The 18,897-nt window shown below is 61.7% G+C and carries 17 protein-coding genes, 1 tRNA gene and 1 pseudogene; 8 read left to right on the forward strand and 11 right to left on the reverse strand.

What is annotated here, in order from left to right; all coding sequences use genetic code 11:
* Positions 1–69: 69 nt before the first annotated feature.
* A complete protein-coding gene (locus EDD78_RS00645; RefSeq protein ID WP_079700251.1) occupies positions 70–258 on the reverse strand; it encodes a ribbon-helix-helix protein, CopG family in 189 nt (62 codons plus the stop codon).
* Positions 259–416: 158 nt separating this feature from the next.
* Positions 417–503 (reverse strand) — tRNA-Leu (locus EDD78_RS00650).
* Between the two features lie 125 nt (positions 504–628).
* On the opposite strand from EDD78_RS00650, the gene EDD78_RS00655 reads away from it, so the two are divergent.
* Entirely contained in the window at positions 629–1,210 is a 582-nt protein-coding gene (locus EDD78_RS00655) for a GNAT family N-acetyltransferase (protein ID WP_079700252.1), read from the forward strand.
* 50 nt (positions 1,211–1,260) lie between these two features.
* Here EDD78_RS00655 and EDD78_RS00660 read toward each other — a convergent pair whose 3' ends face one another.
* The 4 genes from EDD78_RS00660 to fdxA all read right to left on the reverse strand — a co-directional run bounded on the left by EDD78_RS00660 (position 1,261) and on the right by fdxA (position 6,924).
* Complete coding sequence (locus EDD78_RS00660; protein ID WP_079700253.1) at positions 1,261–4,383, reverse strand: efflux RND transporter permease subunit; 3,123 nt, start codon at positions 4,381–4,383, stop codon at positions 1,261–1,263.
* Positions 4,384–4,389: 6 nt separating this feature from the next.
* Positions 4,390–5,967, reverse strand: a complete 1,578-nt coding sequence (locus EDD78_RS00665; protein WP_132083459.1) for an efflux RND transporter periplasmic adaptor subunit — start codon at positions 5,965–5,967, stop codon at positions 4,390–4,392.
* A 163-nt stretch (positions 5,968–6,130) separates the two neighbouring features.
* Positions 6,131–6,472: a PadR family transcriptional regulator gene (locus EDD78_RS00670; RefSeq protein WP_242942210.1), complete on the reverse strand. Its 342-nt coding sequence runs from the start codon at positions 6,470–6,472 to the stop codon at positions 6,131–6,133.
* Positions 6,473–6,753: 281 nt separating this feature from the next.
* The gene (gene fdxA / locus EDD78_RS00675; protein WP_079700256.1) at positions 6,754–6,924 is read right to left on the reverse strand and encodes a 4Fe-4S ferredoxin; all 171 of its coding nucleotides are present in this window, start codon (positions 6,922–6,924) and stop codon (positions 6,754–6,756) included.
* Positions 6,925–7,348: 424 nt separating this feature from the next.
* Here fdxA and EDD78_RS00680 point away from each other — a divergent pair, with 424 nt between their 5' ends.
* On the forward strand, positions 7,349–8,629 hold the full coding sequence (locus tag EDD78_RS00680; protein WP_132083461.1) for a hypothetical protein: 1,281 nt from the start codon (positions 7,349–7,351) through the stop codon (positions 8,627–8,629).
* A gap of 109 nt (positions 8,630–8,738) precedes the next feature.
* Here EDD78_RS00680 and EDD78_RS00685 read toward each other — a convergent pair whose 3' ends face one another.
* Complete coding sequence (locus EDD78_RS00685) at positions 8,739–9,737, reverse strand: GGGtGRT protein (protein WP_132083463.1); 999 nt, start codon at positions 9,735–9,737, stop codon at positions 8,739–8,741.
* A 21-nt stretch (positions 9,738–9,758) separates the two neighbouring features.
* Positions 9,759–10,451, reverse strand: coding sequence for an iron-sulfur cluster assembly scaffold protein (locus EDD78_RS00690; RefSeq protein ID WP_079700259.1), 693 nt, complete (start codon positions 10,449–10,451; stop codon positions 9,759–9,761).
* Positions 10,452–10,677: 226 nt separating this feature from the next.
* On the opposite strand from EDD78_RS00690, the gene EDD78_RS00695 reads away from it, so the two are divergent.
* From EDD78_RS00695 to EDD78_RS00720, 6 genes and pseudogenes are all read left to right on the forward strand, one after another.
* Positions 10,678–11,526: an epoxyqueuosine reductase gene (locus EDD78_RS00695; RefSeq protein ID WP_132083465.1), complete on the forward strand. Its 849-nt coding sequence runs from the start codon at positions 10,678–10,680 to the stop codon at positions 11,524–11,526.
* 13 nt (positions 11,527–11,539) lie between these two features.
* Positions 11,540–12,610: a lipid II:glycine glycyltransferase FemX gene (locus tag EDD78_RS00700; RefSeq protein WP_132083468.1), complete on the forward strand. Its 1,071-nt coding sequence runs from the start codon at positions 11,540–11,542 to the stop codon at positions 12,608–12,610.
* Between the two features lie 5 nt (positions 12,611–12,615).
* Entirely contained in the window at positions 12,616–13,947 is a 1,332-nt protein-coding gene (locus EDD78_RS00705) for an Orn/Lys/Arg family decarboxylase (RefSeq protein WP_132083470.1), read from the forward strand.
* Positions 13,948–14,010: 63 nt separating this feature from the next.
* Positions 14,011–14,334: a cyclic-di-AMP receptor gene (locus tag EDD78_RS00710; RefSeq protein ID WP_079700263.1), complete on the forward strand. Its 324-nt coding sequence runs from the start codon at positions 14,011–14,013 to the stop codon at positions 14,332–14,334.
* A gap of 3 nt (positions 14,335–14,337) precedes the next feature.
* Entirely contained in the window at positions 14,338–15,312 is a 975-nt protein-coding gene (locus EDD78_RS00715; RefSeq protein WP_132083472.1) for a DNA polymerase III subunit, read from the forward strand.
* A gap of 30 nt (positions 15,313–15,342) precedes the next feature.
* A pseudogene (locus EDD78_RS00720) lies at positions 15,343–16,194 on the forward strand (PSP1 domain-containing protein); the annotation flags it as partial.
* A 267-nt stretch (positions 16,195–16,461) separates the two neighbouring features.
* Here EDD78_RS00720 and EDD78_RS00725 read toward each other — a convergent pair.
* Genes EDD78_RS00725 through EDD78_RS00735 form a run of 3 tightly spaced genes read right to left on the reverse strand, consistent with a single transcriptional unit; the run spans position 16,462 to position 18,744 of the window.
* Entirely contained in the window at positions 16,462–17,547 is a 1,086-nt protein-coding gene (locus EDD78_RS00725) for a hypothetical protein (protein ID WP_132083474.1), read from the reverse strand.
* Positions 17,540–18,430: a DUF1700 domain-containing protein gene (locus EDD78_RS00730; RefSeq protein WP_132083476.1), complete on the reverse strand. Its 891-nt coding sequence runs from the start codon at positions 18,428–18,430 to the stop codon at positions 17,540–17,542. The genes EDD78_RS00725 and EDD78_RS00730 overlap by 8 nt, the downstream gene beginning before the upstream one ends.
* Complete coding sequence (locus EDD78_RS00735) at positions 18,427–18,744, reverse strand: PadR family transcriptional regulator (RefSeq protein ID WP_079700268.1); 318 nt, start codon at positions 18,742–18,744, stop codon at positions 18,427–18,429. The genes EDD78_RS00730 and EDD78_RS00735 overlap by 4 nt, the downstream gene beginning before the upstream one ends.
* Between the last annotated feature and the right edge of the window lie 153 nt (positions 18,745–18,897).

The raw sequence follows: 18,897 nt of genomic DNA on the forward strand, positions 1-18,897 counted from the left end.
TCTGCCTTTGGGCGGTGCCGGTTTGTGTGTAGGAAGCGGTGTTGTCTTTGTGGGAGAGCGCCGCTTCCTTCATTTTTTATCCGACTTGTCCAACTTTGCATATACTTCGTATATGCCCTCTCGAACAATGTCAGACTTCGACTTTCCAGTCACCTTGCAGCAATACTCTAGAATCTCCTTGTCCTCTTTTGTTAGACGGATTTCCGTTCTTTCTTGCTTTGGGTTAGCACTGGGAGGTCGTCCTATTCTCGGGCTCAAGTCATCACCTCACTTATTGCCGTACATTTACAACAGTTTATGTACGGATAAAAGTCAATACCTATTTTTTATATCTTAATAAAACTTTCGGCGCGGGCAAAGCAAATCGCGCCCCCCATTTTCGTGAGGAGCGCGAATCGGGTGCGGCGGCCCGCCGCTGGTGCCGGTAGTCGGGGTCGAACCGACACGGTATCGCTACCGCGGGATTTTGAGTCCCGTGCGTCTGCCAATTCCGCCATACCGGCTGATACCTTTCTATTATACAAAAAAAATCCGGACAGCGCAAGCCCCTTGTGCCGAATGCGGGGGCATTGCCATTTTCCCCGCAACAGAGTAAAATGGGCGCGGCACCATGGAAAGGAACTTACAAATGGAAAGATTCCCTGTTTTAAAAACACAGCGCCTGCTGCTGCGCGAATTCCATGAAGACGACGCGCAGGCCCTGTTCGAGATTTTGAGCGACGTGCAGGTCAACCGGTTTTTGCCGATGTTCCCGCTCGCAAGTCTCCCGCAGGCAAAAGCATACCTAAAAGAGCATTACCTGGGCAACCCGGACGGCTGGCACTACGCCGTCTGCCTGCGGGAGGAGGGCGCGCCGGTCGGCTACCTGCATGTGAGCGGGCAGGACAGCCACGACCTCGGTTACGGGCTGCATAAGGACTACTGGCACCGCGGGATCATGACCGAGGCCTGCCGCGCGGTGGTGGAGATGCTAAAGTGCACGGACCTCCCCTACATCACGGCGACCCACGACGTCAACAATCCCCGCAGCGGCGCCATCATGCGAAAGCTCGGCATGACCTACCGCTATTCCTATGTGGAGCAGTGGCAGCCCAAAAACTTCCCCGTGACCTTCCGGATGTACCAGCTCAACCTGGACGGGCGGGAGGGGCGGGTCTACCGAAAATACTGGGAGCAGTACCCGGAGCACTTCATCGAAGAAAACCTGTAAAAAGCCCGGCGCAGAGATTCTGCGCCGGGCCTCTTTTATCTGTTTGCCCGTCAGATCGGCTGGATCTCCGGGAAGTCGTCCGACTGGTTGAGGTCGTCGGGCAGCTCCTGGTGATACTCGATCTTGGGTTTTTCGGGGTCGAAGTCGTCGTCCCCGCGCAGGTTCGGGTTCTTCTCGTCCCGCTTGGACAGGATCAGGTAGAAGGTCGGGATCAGCACCAGCGTGAGGATGGTCGAGGCGCTCAGGCCCCCGATGACCACCATCGCCATGCCGCGCATCATCTCGCCGTTGCTCCCGAGTCCGACCGCCAGCGGCACCATGCCGAGCACGGTGGTCAGGGTGGTCATCAGGATCGGGCGCAGACGGGAGCGTCCCGCCTTGATCAGGGCGTTGCGCACCTTCATGCCGCCCTCGCGCAGCTGGTTGGTATAATCGATGAGCACGATGGCGTTGTTGACCACGATGCCCACGAGCATGATGAAGCCCATCAGGCTGGTCATGCTGATGGTGGTCCGGGTCAGCAGCAATCCCAGGAAGGCGCCGATCAGCGAGAAGGGCACCGAAATCATAACCATCAGAGAGAAGCGCATCGACTCGAACTGGATCGCCATGACCACGAAGACCAGGAAGATCGCCGTGCCGAGCGCCGCGAAGATGGCTGAAAACTCCTCGGCCATCTGCTCGTTCTGGCCGCCCATGTAGTGGTCCACGCCCTCGGGCAGCTGCATGCCCATGGCCGCGGTGGTCACCTCGTTGTTGATCTTGGCCGCGTTCTTGGTGGTGGTCTGCGCGGTGATCGACACGGTGTACTGGTTGTTGTGCCGGGTGATCATCTGCGGGCTGTTGGAATACTCGATGGTGGCGATGTCCAGCAGCGGCACCTGCGCGCCCGAAGGGGCAGTCAGGTTGATCGCCCCAAGGTCCCCGACCGTCTGGTAGGTGTCCTCGGGGAACTCGACCCAGATGTCATAGTCGTGGTCGCCCATGCGGATGTTGGTGACGTTCTTGCCGCTGATCATGCTGTTTAGGGTTCCCATGACCTGGACCGGGGTGAGGCCGACCGCGCCGGATTTGACCGGATCGACCACGATCTCGGCCTGCGGGCTGCCGTCCGAGAGGCTGGAGGTGACGGTCACAACGCCCGGGTTCTGGTACATCAGCTCCTTGACCTGGCCGGCCGCATCCTGAAGCTTGTCGCGGTCGTTGCCGATCAGGTTGACCACCACCGTGTCGGTCCCGCCCATGGACATCATGCTGGCGGCCGAGACCTGCACGTCGCAGTTGAGATAGTCCTTGGTTTCTTGGCGCAGCTCGTCGACGATGTCATAGGTGGACATCTTGCGCTCGTCCTTCAGATAAATCGAGAAGGAGGCCGCGCCTTCGCCGCCGCCGTCCGAACCGGAGACCATATACCGGTCCACGTCGGGGTACTGCCCGATGAGGCCCTCGACCCGGCTGATAATCTTGCTGGTCTCCTCGAGCTTGAGGCCGGGACGGGTGGAGATGCTGATACTGATCTGACCGCTGTCGGTGCTGGGCATGAGCTCCACACCGATAAAGGGCACCAGCATGAAGGAGACCACCAGCAGCACGACCGCCACGAGCACGACCAGCTTCTTGTGCCCGAGGGATTTCTTGATGAGGACGGCGTACTTCTGCTCAACCTTGCGTAGCGCGCGGTTGACCAGTGCGTCCTTCTTTTCCACAGGTTTAAACTTTAAGAAGAGCAGCGGCACCAAAGTCAGCGCCGAAATCAGCGAGGCGGTCAGCGCAAAGACGATGGTGAAACCGACGTCCTTGAAGAGCTGGCCGGACATGCCCTGCATGAGCGCGATGGGCAGGAAGACCACGACGGTGGTCAGGGTGGAGGCCGTGACCGCGCTGGCCACGATCCCCGCGCCCTCGAGCGCCGCGTCCTTGAAGGTGCGGTGCTCGTCGCGCTTTTTAAAGCAGCTGTCCAGCACGACGATCGCGTTGTCCACCATCATGCCGACGCCGATGGTGAGCCCTCCCAGGGAGAGCATGTTGAAGGTCATGCCCGAGAAGGACATGATGATCAGGGTGACCAGCACCGAGGTCGGCATCGAGGTGCCGACGATCAGCGACGCCTTGATGTCGCCCAGGAAGAGGTAGAGCACCACCATCGAGATCGCGATGGCCAGGATCATCGACTCGATGACCCCCCACAGGGAGTTCCAGATCTCGTCGCTCTGGTTGAAGATGACGTCGAGCTGGATCGCCTTGTCCTTCTGGTTGATCTGCTCAACCTGGCGGATCACCGCGCCGGTGACCGCGTTGGTGGACGCGCTCGCGCGCTTGGTCAGGCTCATGCTCACCGCATCCCGGCCGTTGTAGCGGCTGACGCTGTCCGACTTCTTCTGCGTCTGGCTGACGGTGGCGATGTCCGAAAGGTGGATGATGTCCCCGCTTTTCAGGGTCAGAGGCAGCTTTGCGAGCGCCTCGGGGCTCGGATAGCTCACCCCGCCGCGCAGGCTCAGCGACAGGCTGCCCTGGTCGGCCGAGCCGACCGGCAGCGAGAAGTCGGAGCTGGCCACCATGCTGCAAACCGTGGACATATCCAGTCCGTACTGCCGCAGCTTCTGCTCGTCGAGCCGGACCTGCACGTAGCTCTCCTGCCCGCCGTAGACGTTTACCTCGGCCACGCCGGTGATCTTCTCAAAGTCGGGCACGATGTTGTCGTTCAGGTAGTTGAGCAGGTCGACGTCCCCCGTCTGCTCGACCGCCAGCTGGATGACCGGCATGGAATCCATGGTCATCTCGATGATGGTCGGGGCGGTGGTCACCTCGTCGGGCAGGCCGTTTTCCGCCATGTCCAGCTTCTTCTGCAGGTCGGTGTGGGCCACGTCCATATCGGTGCCGTACTCCATCTCCAGGATCAGCAGGGACATATTCTCCATTGAGCGGGAATCGACGTTCTTGAGCCCTGACAGGGTGGAGACCGAGCTTTCCAGCTCCTTGGTCACCAGGTCCTGGACCTCCTCCGGGCCCGCGCCGGGGTAGATGGTGGTGACGATGAACATCGGCATCTCCATGTTCGGCGTCAGCTCGAGCGGCGTGCCGATCAAGGAGGATACGCCGAACACCACCAGGGTGATGATACAAACCAAAATTGAAACAGGACGTTTTAATGCAATCTTTGTCAAATTACGCATACGAGGTTAACCCTCCTGACCCGGGGCTTCCCCGGCCTGGGAGGAGCTCTCCCCGGCTTCGCTCTGGGCCTCCCCCTGCGGGGCCGCCGGCCCCTGGGGGCTGTCTGCGCCCTCGGACCCGACTTGTTTCACCTTGGTCCCGTCGACCAGAGTGGCATTCCAGCTGTCGATCACCAGGTCCTCGGTGCTGATCCCCGAGAGCACCTCAATGGTTTCGTCGTTGGTGATCCCGGTCTCCACCGGGGTCTTCCTGGCGGTCCCTTCGGCGGTCAGCACATAGACGAAGGTCTCCCCGCCGTCGTGATAGATGCAGTCCACCGGCAGGAGCACCGCCTCCTTGGCCTTGGCGGTGGGCGCGGTCACCTTGACCGAAATGCCGCTGTAGAGCTCGCCCGGGTCGGCATCGATACGCGCCTTGCAGGGGAACAGGCCGCTCTGCTCGTCGAGGCGGGAGCCCACCTCGACCACCGAGCCGGTATAGGTCCTGCCGCCGTTCTCAATCGTTACCTGGTCGCCGACCGCCATGTGCTCCAGGGCGCTGGCGGGCACGCCGAACTTGACCACCATGATCTCCTTGTTGGAAACCACGTAGGCCGGGCTGGTGGGGGCGGTCTGTCCGTGGTCCTCCACGCTTTTCAGCTCGATCACCCCGTCGATGGGGGAGGTCACCTTGGTATACTCCATCTGCTTCATGGCCGCATCCAGCCCCGCCTTGGCGCTGGCCAAAGTGGCGTCCACGATGTTCTCGGTCTCGGGAATGGCCAGCTCCTCGGTGATGCGCGCCGATTCCTCGGCGGTCTCCATGGCGGTGGCCGCGTTGCGCAGGGCGGTGCGCAGGTTCTTGAGCGTCGGGTCGTCCCCATCCTTGGTCGCCCGCCACTGGGCCTTGACCGTCTCATAGGTGGATTTCAGCTTGGCGTAGTCGGTCTGGGCCGAGGCGAGCTGTTCCTTGAGGCTCTGCAGCTCCTTGCTGCTGCCCACGGTCGCCGCCTGCTTGACGGCCGCCTGCAGCCGGGCGACGTAATCCTCCATCTCGTCGACCTCGTCCTGCAGATCGTCCATATCATCCTCCAGCTTGTCGAGGCTGGTGTCCTCATTGTAGGTATCCAGGTTGTCCAGCGCCGTCTTATAGCCGTTCTTGGCCTGGGAGAAGCTCGAGGAGCTCTGCAGCTTCTGGCTGGCGATCCCGCTGCCCTTGGTGCTCTCGGCCTGGGCGACCTGCAGATTATAGGCCGCCTGGGCGGTCTGCACCTGGGTCTGCACATCGGACGGGTCGATCTCGTAGAGCAGGTCGCCCTTTCTGACGGTGTCGCCCACCTTGAAGTAGGTGGTCAGCACCGTGCCGGCCATCTTGGGGAAGATGTTGACCGACTCGTCGGGCTGGACCTTCCCGATAAATTCGGTGGTGACCTCCAGATCGCCCACCTGCGGGTTCAGCGCGCTGACGCGGATCTCATCCTCGGCCTCGGCCTGCGCCGGCACGGCCGGGGCCTTGCTTCCCATCATCCCCACGCCGATTGCCGCGAGGATCACCACTGCGGCGCAGCCAAGGACAATCAAAATCTTTTTCTTGTTCTTTTTCACCGTTATGTACCCCTTTTAGCTAAATTCATAATCTGTTGCGAAAACTGCGTCTTTGCCGTCATTCCACCCGGTAAAGGCCCTGTGCATATAAAAAGGCGGGCCTTCTAACAATAAAAAACGAATATGGGAAATTCGTGATGGAACCGTGAACAATTTAAAAACTTCACTTTTCGGTATCCTGTCTGCCGATGACCACGGCCGGCTGCCCTTCGAGAATCTGGTCGAGCAGCGTGCGGTAATACCGCCACTTGCTTAAATACAGTTCGTTGCGGCTTCGCCCCGCCTCGGTCAGCCGGTAATAGCGCCGGTTTCGCCCCTGGCAGGCCATGTCATAGGTCTCCAGCAGCCCCTCCCGGCGCAGGCGCCGCAGGATCGGATAGAGCGTCGATTCGGAAATCTCCATCAGCGCCTTGATCCCGTTGGTCAGCTCATAGCCGTAGCTGTCCTGCCGCGCCAGAATCGCCAGCACGCAGGCCTCCAGCATCATGGACCCTATTAGCTGCAAAATCCCGCCCCCTTCTTGATCCTATCATTTTATCTATATTATAAGCTGTATAATATTATTACTCAGTCAATACTGTTTTGTCAATGACATTCTCACACATTTTCACCATTTCCCCGACAAAAAATCCATACAATCTGCCCAGGGGCGCGAGGGCAGGTTCCGCGCACCGCCCTACAGGCAGGCCCCATTTTTATTCCCCCGCGCAAAAGAGCAAAAAAGGAACGCTGCAAAGCCTTGCAGCGTTCCTTTTTTGTTCATTATTCAGCTTGTCCGGGACAGGATTAGTCCTCTTTCGGAGCGCCGACCGGGCAGACCCCGGCGCAAGCGCCGCAGGAAATGCAGGTCTCCGCATCGATCACATACTTGCCATCGCCCTCGGAAATCGCGTTAACCGGGCACTCGGGCTCGCAGGCGCCGCAGCTGATGCACTCGTCAGAAATTTTATATGCCATTGGTGATACACCTCCATTAAAAATACTACAGTCATTTTACCATAACATCCCGAAAAATCAAGTGGTATTGCCCATCCTTTACAGAAAGTTTACCCCGGTTTCCCACGTCCTAATCCACTTTTTTAAAAGGCTTTTTCTCAGCCGCGGCTTCTGCTGCATACCGTTTTTCCAGGCAGGACACGCACGCGGCGAATCAAAAAAAGACCCGTAGTAACCTTGTCTGGCGGTCATTTCCATGTGAAAAACCACGTTTCAATTAGAACGGGCTTCTTTCTACCCGTTTATTTTTCCTAATTATATCCTGTTTTTCCGCTTTCTGCAAGAGAAAACCACATTTCTGCCGGGGCTGCTCCCTCCCCGTTGACCGGCAGACAAGGTTACTAACGGTTTTTTCCGTACCTATTTCCGAAGGAGGACAGAACAGATGAAAAAACTTCGCACCGCGCTCCCCGCTATGGTCCTGTTGGCCTGTGCGCTCGCGTTGAGCGCCAACGCGCAGGGAGCCGCCTTTGAGCGCAATCCAAACGGCGCCGGCTGGGGGATCAGCGTGCCCTTCACCCCGGACAGCCGGGCGGACTACACCTTCGAGCTCTATCTCGGCTCCTCGGCCGCCGACGCGCTGCCCGAAAACCTGCTGGACAGGAAGGAGGGCGTCACCGCCTCTCCGGTGTTCCTGGAGGCCTACGGCTTCGACCCCTCGATTCCCGGGACCGTCCTCTGGCTGCGGGTGAGCGCCAGCGTGGACCCGCGCCGTCAGGGACTGGATACCCCCGGCATGCGGGAGCAGAAAATCACCCTTTCGGGCGGCTGCGGCTGCACCGGGCTGTCAACCTACGAACAACCCTTCTACTACGGCGACGGCACCGAAAGGAACCCCTTTTTGGTGAGCACGCCGCAGCAGCTCCAGCACCTGAACAATGGCCGGCACCTCCAGCAGGGGCAGTATTTCCTCCAGACCTGCGACATCGACCTTCGTGGTTACGACAGCGACGGGGACCCCGCCAACGGCAACTGGAGGCCGATCGGCTACACGACCTATCCCGACTACCCCGGCATCTTCATCGGCCACTACGACGGGAACGGGCATCTGGTGCAAAATATGTCCTTTCATCTGACCCTGGATGAGAACACCGCCGGGTTGTTTGGGGCAATTCAAAGCAGCACCATCGAAAATCTCGGGGTGGTCAGCGGGGAGATCCTCACCGACAGCGACATCGGGGGCGTGGTGGGGACGGCCATCAACTCGCACATCGCCTGCTGCTACGCCGATGTGAACATCACGGGCAGCACAAGCGACCCGATGGGCGGTCCCGTAGTAAGCACACTCTATGACTCGACGATCGAGAACTGCTGCGGCCGGGGCAACATTTCGAGCTCCGTTGCCTCCGGCGGAATTGCCGGGGCATTTTGGGGCGGCACAAATACCATCCGCAACTGCTATTCCCTTGCCACGCTTCAGAGCACCCGTTTTACCGGCGGCATCGTGGCCCGCCTGAACACGGGCCTTTCCTACACCATGGACGGCTGCTACTGGCTGGCCGGGCCCCTTTACGCAGAGGGGTCGGGTGGCGTGACCCCAAGCGGGAACTACCGCCTCGCTTCCCTCTCCGACTTTGAGAGCGGCGTACCTTTTCCCGGCTGGGACACCGGCGTTTGGCAGTTCGAGGCGGGCAAGGCCCCGCAGCTGCGCGTCTTCCTGCGCTGAGGCCGCGGTGCGCACACCGGCGGGCCCGCAAGCCCTCCCGCACGAAAGAACCCGGCGGGCCGCAGATCAATCTGCGGCCCGCCGGGTTTTCCATAAATACGCTATTTTCTTATTTGCAGGCCTCTTCGACCGCAACCGCGCAGGCGACGGTGGCGCCGACCATCGGGTTGTTGCCCATCCCGATCAGGCCCATCATCTCGACGTGCGCCGGGACGGAGGAGGAGCCGGCAAACTGCGCGTCGCCGTGCATGCGGCCCATCGAGTCGGTCAGGCCGTAGGAAGCCGGGCCGGCGCCCATGTTGTCCGGGTGCAGGGTGCGCCCGGTGCCGCCGCCCGAGGCCACCGAGAAGTACTTGACGCCGTTCTCGTAGGACCACTTCTTATAGGTGCCCGCGACCAGGTGCTGGAAGCGGGTCGGGTTGGTGGAGTTGCCGGTGATCGAAACGTCGACTTTCTCGAGCTTCATGATCGCCACGCCCTCGAGCACGTCGTTCGCGCCGTAGACGCGCACCTTGGCCTTCTCGCCGTCCGAGAACGCGACCTCGCGCACGATCTTGATCTCGCCGGTCTTGAAGTCGTAGTCGGTCTCGACATAGGTGAAGCCGTTGATGCGGGAGATGATGTAAGCGGCGTCCTTGCCCAGACCGTTTAAGATGACGCGCAGCGGCTCCTTGCGGGCCTTGTTCGCGTTGCGGGCGATGCCGATCGCACCCTCGGCCGCGGCGAAGGACTCGTGCCCGGCCAGGAAGCAGAAGCACTTGGTCTCATCTCTGAGCAGCATGGCGCCCAGGTTCCCGTGGCCCTTGCCCACGTCCCGCTGCTCGGCGACCGAGCCGGGGATACAGAACGCCTGCAGGCCGATTCCGATCGCCTCGGCGGCGTCGGCGGCTTTCGAGGCCCCCTTCTTGAGGGCGACCGCGGTGCCCAGGGTATAGGCCCAGACCGCGTTCTCAAACGCGATGGGCTGCACGCCCTTGACGATGGTCTCCACGTCGATCCCCTTGGATTTGCAGAGGTCCCGCGCCGCCTCGAGCGACTCCAGGCCGTATTCTTTTAAGCATGCCTCGATTTTAGGCATTCTTCTCTCTTTACCTTCAAACTGTGCCATTGCGAAATCCCTCCCTTTCTCTTATTCTTCACGCGGGTCGATGTACTTAGGAGCATTCTCGTAACGGCCGTATGTACCGACGTTCTTCTCGAACGCAGTCTTCGGGTCAACGCCGTGTCTCATATCCTCCAACATCTTTCCGACTTTTACGAACTTGTAGCCGATGGCCTCGCCGTTCTCGTCCACCGCCACGCTCAGGATGTAGCCCTCGGCCAGCTCCAGGTAGCGCACGCCCTTGAGCCCGGTGGAGAAGATGGTGCCCACCTGGGAGCGCAGGCCCTTGCCCAGGTCCTCGAGCGAGGCGCCGATGGGAAGGCCGTCCTCGGAGAAGGCGGTCTGGCTGCGCCCGTAAACGAGCTGCTTGAAGATCTCGCGCATGGCAACGTTGATCGCGTCGCAGACCAGGTCGGTATTGAGCGCCTCGAGCAGGGTCTTGCCGGGGAGGATCTCGCCCGCCATCGCCGCCGAATGGGTCATGCCCGAGCAGCCGAGGGTCTCGACGAGCGCCTCCTCGATGATGCCGTTTTTCACGTTCAGGGTCAGCTTGCAAGCGCCCTGCTGCGGTGCGCACCAGCCGATGCCGTGCGAGAGGCCGGAAATGTCGCTGATCTGGTATGCCTTGACCCATCTGCCCTCTTCGGGGATGGGAGCGGGTCCGTGGTGCGGGCCCTTGGTGAGAGTGCACATGCTCTCAACTTCGTGAGAATAGTTCATATTCCTTCTGGCTCCTTTCAACAAATGTCCTACCCGACCGACGCGGGAAATCCATTGTACAAGGCTATTATAATATGCGGGGGCCCAATTTACAAGACGTGAGGTTGTCAAAACATTGACAAACCCATGAATTTTTGCACCCTTCTTTTTGTCCGAAACCCGCAGGCGGGGCGGGGCGGTTGAATAAGCGCGCAAAACATGGTAAATTAATAAGAAGTCAGAGTGTGTGAAAAGGGGTGGAGTGCCGATGGAGCCGACCGGAGAACTGCTGCGCGCCCTGTTCCAGGAGGCGGGGCTCAGCGAGTACGGGACGTGCGACTTCGACCCCGCCCTTTGCCGCCTGCCCTCCCGCAAGCGGCTGCCGCCGGGGGCCCGCTCCCTGGTGATGGCGGCCGTCCCCTACTATGTGGGGCGCTTCCCCCACCGCAACGTTTCCCGCTACGCGATGGTGCAGGACTACCACACGGTGAGCGGCGCGCTGCTCGAAAGGGTATCTCTGCGGCTGCGCGAGGCCTTCCCCGGGGAGCAGTTCCTGGCACTGGTGGACGCCTCCCCCATCGACGAGGTCGAGGCCGGCAGGCGGGCGGGGCTGGGGGTGCGCGGGCTGCACGGCCAGCTCATAAACGAAACCTACGGGTCATATATTTTTATCGGAGCGATCGTCTCCACAGTGCGCTTTCCCCCGTCCCGCCCGAAGGAGGGCGGCTGCCTGCGCTGCGGGCGCTGCCTTGCCGCCTGCCCCACCGGGGCGCTGAATGATCGGGGCCTTGTGCGCGGGCGCTGCCGCTCCCACCTGACCCAGAAAAAGAAGCTCACGGACCCCGAAGAGAGGGCGCAAATCTCGGCGGGCGGGATGGCCTGGGGGTGCGACATCTGCACCGACTGCTGCCCGATGAACCGGGGGAAGGCCTACAGCGGCATCCCGGATTTCTACCGGAATATCTGCGCCGTGGTGCGCGATACTAACCTTGACGCGATGATCGCCGACCGCGCCTACGCCTACAAGGGCCAGGCGGTTTTGCGGCGAAACCTGGGCCTGATCGAACATTCAGCGGCGCCTGACGCCCACCGATAAAGGAGACGACAAGTTGGAAATCATCAAAGCCGAGCAGTACCCCGAATTCGAGGAATTTGTCAGCCGCCATTCCCAGGGCGGCTTTACCCAGTCCCCCCGCTGGCGGCTGGTCAAAAACAACTGGGGATGGGAGGGGATCGTCTCCCGCGCGCCCGACGGTTCGGTCAAAGGCGCCTGCGGGGTGCTGGTGCAGCAGATTCCGGCGCTGCACACCAGCTTTCTCTACGCCCCGCGCGGCCCGGTGTGCGATCCCCACGATACCGAAACGCTGCGCGACCTCAAGGAAGGGGCCGACGCGCTGGCCGGGCGCTACCACGCCCACACCTTTAAATGGGACCCGGACGTCCTCGCTTCGGACGAAGGATTCCTCTCGGCCATGCGGGAGCTGGGCTTTTCCCGCCTGGCCGGGCCCACCGGCTTCGAGACCATCCAGTGCCGCTTCAACTACCGGCTCTATCTGCAGGGGCGCAGCGAAGAGGAGCTCTTCATGAACCTGACCCAGAAGACCCGCTACAACGTGCGCCTGGCCCGGAAGAAGGGGGTCGTGATCCGGGTGGTCGAAAAGGAAGAGCTTCCGGCGCTGATGGACGACTTTATGCGGATCATGCGCACCACCGGCGAGCGGGACGGCTTTTCCACCCGCCCGAAGGAATACTTTGAACGGATGCTCGACGCGCTGGGGGAAAACGTGCGCCTCTACATGGCCTTCTATGAGGGACAGCCGATTTCCGGGGCGATCACCACCAACTATGCCGGCAAGACCTGCTACGTCTACGGCGCGTCGGACAACGTCTACCGCAATGTGATGCCAAACTACCTCATCCAGTGGGAGATGATCCGCTGGGCGATCGAGACCGGCTGCACGGTCTACGACTTCCAGGGGGTGTCCGGCGTGCTGGACGAGGAGGACCATCTCTACGGGCTCTACCGCTTCAAGCGGGGCTTTAACGGCCAGCTCGACGAGCTGGCTGGCGAATTCGACTATGTGTACCATCCTGCCGTCAAGGCGATGGTGGATAAGGCCATCGAGGCGCGCAGCGCCGCGGTGAAGCTCAAAAACAAGCTGACAGAAAAAAAGGACTGACCGCTATGAATACTCCCCTTTATCAGGCGCTCGGTGAGCAGATGGCCACCGGGCGCTCCCGTTTTCACATGCCGGGGCACAAGGGGGTGCTCCCCGCCCCGCTGGAGCGCTGCGCGCCCTACGACTTCACCGAGGTCCCCCTGACCGACAGCCTCTATGAAGCCGACGGGGCGCTGCGCGAGCTGGAGGAGCGCTTTTCCCGCCTCTACGGTACGGCGCACAGCCTCCTCTCGGCCGGGGGGAGCACCCTTTGCATCCAGACCATGCTCTCCCTCGCCGCCGCGGGCGGGGAGCTCCTCTGCGAGCGGGGGGTGCACACCAGCGCGGTCAGCGCCATGGGGCTTTTGGGGATCGGGCCGCACTGGCTCTTCCCAGACCATACCCGGTACGGCATCCCGCTGCCTCTCACCCCGGCGCAGGTCGAGGCGGGGCTTTGCGCGCACCCGCAGGTGCAGGCCGTCTACATCACCTCCCCGACCTATTACGGGTTCCTGGCGGACATTGCGGGGATTGCAGAGGTCTGCCACCGCCATCAGAAGCCATTGCTGGTGGACGGCGCGCACGGCGCGCACCTGCCCTTTATGGGACAGGCCCTCCACCCCATTGCGCAGGGGGCGGACCTTTGCTGCGACAGCTTACACAAGATGCTCCCCGCCCTGACCGGGGCGGCACTGCTCCACCTGCGGGAGGAGCGCTTCTTTCGTCAGGCAAAGGTGCGCATGTCCTGGTTCGGCTCGACCTCGCCGAGCTATCTGATCCTGCTCTCGATGGACCTATGCTGCGGCCAGCTGGAAGGGGAGCTCCCCCGGCGGCTGCAAGCGGCGGCCGGGCGGCTCGCGGATCTAATGCAAACGGGCGCGGCGCGCGGGGTCCCGTTTATCGGGGGAGCGGGGTGCGACCCGCTGCGCCTGACCCTGCCGCTGCGCCCGCTCGGGATGGCGGCGGGGGAGATGCTCGGCCTGCTCTACGCTCAGAAGATCGAGCCCGAGCTCTGTTCCCCCCTCGGCGCGGTGCTGCTGGCCGGGGCCGACACCGCCGGGGAGGACTGGCAGCGGCTGCAATGCCTGCTCGGCGCGCTGCCCGCCGGGGAGGACGGGGAGGCCGAAGAGGCGCCTTTGGCCTTCCATGCGCCGCCGCGCCGCCTCTCCATCCGGGAGGCCATGCTGAAGGAGAGCGAAGCGCTGCCGCCTGAAAGCGCCGCCGGGCGGGTGGCCGCGGCGATGGTCACCCCCTGCCCGCCGGGCATCCCGGTCGTCATGCCCGGGGAAATTTTGGATGACGAGGCGATTTTCCTGCTAAAAAGCTATGGCATAACGGCGGTCAATGTGGTAAAATAAAGCCATACAGAGGGGATTGCCTCTTTGTACGGACTTGATTTTCGACAAACGGGAGGTTTTGTTATGAAACTGATATTCGCGATCGTTTCCAACGACGACAGCGCAAAGGTATCCTCCGCGCTCACCAAGGCGAAGTTTTCGGTCACCAAGCTGGCCACCACCGGCGGCTTCCTGCTCTCGGGCAACACCACCTTCATCATCGGTACCGACGATGAAAAGGTGCAGGAGGTCATCGAGATCATCGGCAAGCACTCCAAGAAGCGCACCCAGATGATCCCCTCCTCCGCCTCCTACGGCGTGGGGATGTACGCCTCCTACCCGGTGGAAGTCACCGTCGGCGGCGCGACCATCTTCGTCATCAACGTCGAGCAGTTCGAAAAGCTGTAACCCATGCTGCTTGACGCCCTCCTTTCCAATGAACAAAACAAGGCGGCGCTCGTCCGGCTCGGCGCGGACGGGCGCTTGCCGCATGCCATCATCCTGGAGGGGGAACGCGGCAGCGGCCGCTTCACCCTGGCACGGCTGATTTCGGCCATGGCGGTCTGCCGCCGCAGCGGCGCGGGCTGCGGGGAATGTCCCGACTGCAAAATGGCGCTCGAGGGGCAGCACCCGGACGTCGAGGTCTTCGCGAAGAGCGGCGGGCAGGGGACGCTGACCATCAAGAGCCTGCGCACCATCAACCAGTCGGTCGCCACCCCGCCCAACCAGGGCCGGCGGCGGGTGGTCATCCTGCGGGACATCCAGGACATCGCCCAGGCGCGCACCCTCAACACCCTGCTCAAGGTGATCGAGGAGCCGCCCGAATACCTGATGTTCATCATCACGGTGGACAACCGGGAGAACCTGCTGCCCACCATCCTTTCGCGCTGCCTGCTGCTGCGCATGGAGCTCCCATCGCCCGAGGAATGTGCGGGACGGGTCCAGGAGCTGCTGGAGGGCGGTGTGGGCGCTCAGGAAGCGCTTCGTATGGCGCGGCTCTGCGGCGGGAACATCGGGCGCACGGCGCAGCTCCTCTCCGACACGCCCGAAGCCAGGGTGATGGCCGACGCGCTCGCGCTTTCCAAAGCCCTCATCGGGCATGAGCGCTACCAGGTGCTGCGGCTTTTGCAGCGCTATGAGCGGGACCGCGCCGGCTACCGCGAGCTGCTTTGCGATCTGCGGGTGATCTTTTCCCAGCTCGTGGAGCAAAAATACCAGCCGCAGGATGAAGAGCTGTCCGCTCTTTCCCAGCGTCTTACGGCATTGCAGGGGATCAAAATCCTTGATATAATAGATGACATGAGCCGCACGGGGCAGTTTAACCTCAACCTCCCGCTCACCCTCACCCGGCTGGGCGCGCGGCTCACCGGAGCGGTCCTCGGCTGAGGGCACCGGTAGTAAAGTTAGGAGAACAAGATGGCAAAGGTAATCGGCGTACGCTTTAAAAGCGTCGGCAAGGTATATTATTTCGATCCGCTGCACTACGACGTGCCGCTGGGCGGCTACGTGATCGTGGAGACCGCCCGCGGGGTGGAGTGCGGCCAGGTGGCGATGAGCATCCGGGAGATCCCGGACGAGAAGATCGTCAAGCCCCTAAAGCCGCTGATCCGCGCGGCCAACGAGGAGGATCTCAAGCGGGTTGAGCAGAACCGCCAAAACGAAGAGAAGGCGGCCAAGGTCGCGCTGGAGAAAATCCAGAAGCACAAGCTCGACATGAAGCTGGTGGACGTGGAGTACACCTTCGACAACAACAAAATCCTTTTCTATTTCACCGCCGACGGGCGGGTCGACTTCCGGGAGCTGGTCAAGGACCTGGCCTCGGTCTTCCGCACCCGGATCGAGCTGCGGCAGATCGGCGTGCGGGACGAGGCCAAGATGCTCGGGGGTCTGGGGATCTGCGGGCGGCCGTTCTGCTGCAACAGCTTTTTGGGCGAGTTCCAGCCGGTCTCGATCAAGATGGCCAAGGAGCAGGGCCTTTCCTTAAACCCCACCAAGATTTCCGGCACCTGCGGGCGGCTGATGTGCTGCCTCAAATACGAGCAGGAGGCCTATGAGGACCTATTGAGGATCACCCCGAAGGTGGGGAGCGTGGTTTCCACCAAGGACGGACGCGGCGTGGTCAGCGAGGTGAGCCTTCTGACCGGCGAGCTCAAGGTGATGCTGGACAAAAACGCCGACCATGTGCCGGTGCCCTTTAACCGCAAGGATGTGCGGGTGCTCGGCCCCCGGCCGGGGAATGAAGGCAAGGAGCGGCCAAAGGAGAAAGAGCAAAAGGAAGGCCGCCCGCCCCGCGAGGGCAGGCAGAGGGAGGACAAAGCTCCCCGGGAGGATAAGCCCGCCGGAGAGGACAAGCCCGTCCGGGAGGGCGAGGCGCGGGAGAGGCCGCCCAGGGGCGGCAGGCCCCGCAGGGAGCGCCCGCCCCGCGAGGAGCGGCAGGCGTCCGCCGAGCGGCCGCAAGCGCCGCGCGAATAATTGGATTCAAAAAAAGGGGCGGGACCGAAGGGATATCCTTCGGTCCCGCCCTTTTGAATTGTGTCAACCGGGGATGCTCGAGGAGGAGAGGGGGATCATCTCCCCGGAGGAGGCCTCGGCCGCCTCGCTCTGCACGATCATGCCGGCCGGCTCGGCCTCGGAGGAAGCGAAGTCCTCGCCCTCCTCGGCGGGCGCCGCGTCGTCGAGATAGCGCTCGTACATCTCCTCGAAGCGCTCCCTGGCGTTCCCGGCCAGCTCGCTGACCTTGTCATACTGCTCCTCGGTGCTCTCGTCGCCCCGGTCGAGGTCGATCACCGTGCGGTACTTTTCCTCCTGCCCAACCAGCTCCAGATAGTTGTTCAGCAGGGAGGACAGGGTGTCTATGTCGAATATTTCGGAATGCAGCGGGAAGAGCTGCCCGCGCAGCTTCTGCTGGTACCGCTCCACGATCCCGTCGACCTCCTGGTAGAAGTTCTCGGTCGGGTAAACGTCCACCTGGGTCATCATCCGCGCGCTGGCCGTCTCCAGCTCGGAGCCGAAGGCGGCGATTCCGGCGTCGTACTTCTGATAGAGCGCCTGGCGGCTCTCGGAGCGGTCGCCCCCGGACTCATATTCGGTGTTCTCCTCCCACTCCCGGTCGTCGTAGTAGGAGCGGTTGGCAAACCGTACGCTGTCATTGTAGTAGACATAGTAGGGCCTCCCGGTGGTCTCGACCGCCACGCGCTCGGGCACCCGCAAAATAACGGTGGTCTGCGCCATTCTGCGCAGGCTGCGCCGCAGCAGGTAGGAGGAGGTGTCCGGGTCAAAGAAGGAGTCGTCCCCGATGCGCACCGTGACCACCTGCGAGCTGCCGATGGTCTCCTCGCGGGGCGTGATGGTGTACTCCTTCGCCATCACGCCCTCAACACGCAGGTAGCTGTTGTCGTCCTCCGACTGCTCGACGAGAATTTGATAGTAGTCGCCCGGGAAGTCGACCCGGATCGCATCGGCCTCCTCGAAGGAATAAACCTCGCTGGCATTGAAAAATTGGCTGAATATCTTGTCCCCGTTCGTCAGGAAATCCTTGACGGCCAGCGGGGCCGCCACCACACAGACCAACATGCTGGCGATCAGGACAAAGACGGATATAATTGTTACCTTTTTAAGCATCGGCCTGTTCCTCCTCTTCATAGTCCTCCTCGTCCCCCTGCACCGAGGGCTCCTCCCCATAGGGTAGGCCGCCGTAGCCGTAGCCGCCGCCCTCTTTGCGCGCGGCGCTGTTGCGGGCCTGATAAGCGGGATTGCGCGCGGAGTTCGGGTTCCTTTGCCGCCCGAAGCAGCTGCGCACCAGCCGCACGATCCAGCGGATCAGGTAGATGATGAGGCAGATCGAAAGCACCGCCCCCGCCAGGCAAAGCAGGATCCCGAAGACCCCCAGCGCCACGAAGCTGCCGGGAAGGGAAACCGTGCCCACCGCCAGGGAGGCCAGCATGAACGCCGCGGCCACCGCGCCGAACACCAGCGCGCCGAACACCATCACCAGCGCCACCCCAATCCCGAGCACTGCGGCGACAAGCCCGGCGATCAGGGCGAGCCCGGCGGGGATGAGCAGGGCGCACACCGGCAGGGCCAAAAGGCAGAGCAGGATGATCAGCAGGGTCTTGATAATACTGATGTCCGAGGCGCGCTGTGCGCTCGCCTTCTCCACTTTTTTCGGGGGCTCTTCCCCTTCGGGCGCCGGCTGTGGTGCGGCGTACCCGTCCGGCTCCATAGGCTTCTCCAAAAAGGACTTGATCTTCTCGATCAGCCGGTTCCAGTAATAGCGCAGGCCATGCCGCTCCTGCGGCGCCTCCTCCTCGTTTTCACTGAGGATCTGCTCGGCCACCATGGAGGGGATCCCCAGGTTGACCGAAATCTCCTCCTCCGTCTTCCCTTCGCTCTTTCCGGCCTCGAAGTACTCGGAATAGTCGCGAAGGATCTCGTTTATCTCACGCGGCGGCAGCTTCCCCTTCAGGGAAAACTCCAGCTGGCTGATATATTCCGCTCTGTTCATAAATCTTCACCCCTCAATAATATTCCCACGATCTCTGAAAACTCGAACCAATCCTTTTTCAGCGCCTGCAAAAACTCTCGCCCTTGGTCGGTGATGGCATAATACTTTCTGGCGGGCCCGCTCGAGCTCTCCCGCAGATAGGTGCGAAAATAATTTTCGCTCGTCAGCCTGCGCAGGATCGGATAGACCGTTCCCTCGCCGATCTCGGTGTACCGGGCGATGGACTGCACAATTTCATAGCCGTACATGTCCCGCCGGTCAATCAGCGCCAGGATGCACATCTCGATCACGCCCTTGCGAAACTGGGTGTTCAAACAGCTCCCTCCATTCTGCCATGGGTTAGCGTCTCCCGGGGAGACGTGGAACCTTCTGTGTCCCTATCATAGCACACTACTTTGCAATACACAATACCTTTTTTAAAAAAATACTGAAAAATTATATGAAGAGTGGGGAAAACCCATCTCGGG

Origin of the sequence: Harryflintia acetispora (assembly GCA_004340125.1) — a bacterium.
Taxonomy (GTDB): Bacteria; Bacillota; Clostridia; order Oscillospirales; family Ruminococcaceae; genus Harryflintia; species Harryflintia acetispora.

Coding starts and splice junctions, on each gene's coding strand:
- EDD78_RS00655 (WP_079700252.1), top strand. CDS start 629: ATGGAAAGATTCCCTGTTTTAAAAACACAGCGCCTGCTGCTGCGCGAA.
- EDD78_RS00660 (WP_079700253.1), bottom strand. CDS start 4,383: ATGCGTAATTTGACAAAGATTGCATTAAAACGTCCTGTTTCAATTTTG.
- fdxA (WP_079700256.1), bottom strand. CDS start 6,924: ATGGCATATAAAATTTCTGACGAGTGCATCAGCTGCGGCGCCTGCGAG.
- EDD78_RS00680 (WP_132083461.1), top strand. CDS start 7,349: ATGAAAAAACTTCGCACCGCGCTCCCCGCTATGGTCCTGTTGGCCTGT.
- EDD78_RS00685 (WP_132083463.1), bottom strand. CDS start 9,737: ATGGCACAGTTTGAAGGTAAAGAGAGAAGAATGCCTAAAATCGAGGCA.
- EDD78_RS00690 (WP_079700259.1), bottom strand. CDS start 10,451: ATGAACTATTCTCACGAAGTTGAGAGCATGTGCACTCTCACCAAGGGC.
- EDD78_RS00705 (WP_132083470.1), top strand. CDS start 12,616: ATGAATACTCCCCTTTATCAGGCGCTCGGTGAGCAGATGGCCACCGGG.
- EDD78_RS00710 (WP_079700263.1), top strand. CDS start 14,011: ATGAAACTGATATTCGCGATCGTTTCCAACGACGACAGCGCAAAGGTA.
- EDD78_RS00715 (WP_132083472.1), top strand. CDS start 14,338: ATGCTGCTTGACGCCCTCCTTTCCAATGAACAAAACAAGGCGGCGCTC.
- EDD78_RS00725 (WP_132083474.1), bottom strand. CDS start 17,547: ATGCTTAAAAAGGTAACAATTATATCCGTCTTTGTCCTGATCGCCAGC.
- EDD78_RS00730 (WP_132083476.1), bottom strand. CDS start 18,430: ATGAACAGAGCGGAATATATCAGCCAGCTGGAGTTTTCCCTGAAGGGG.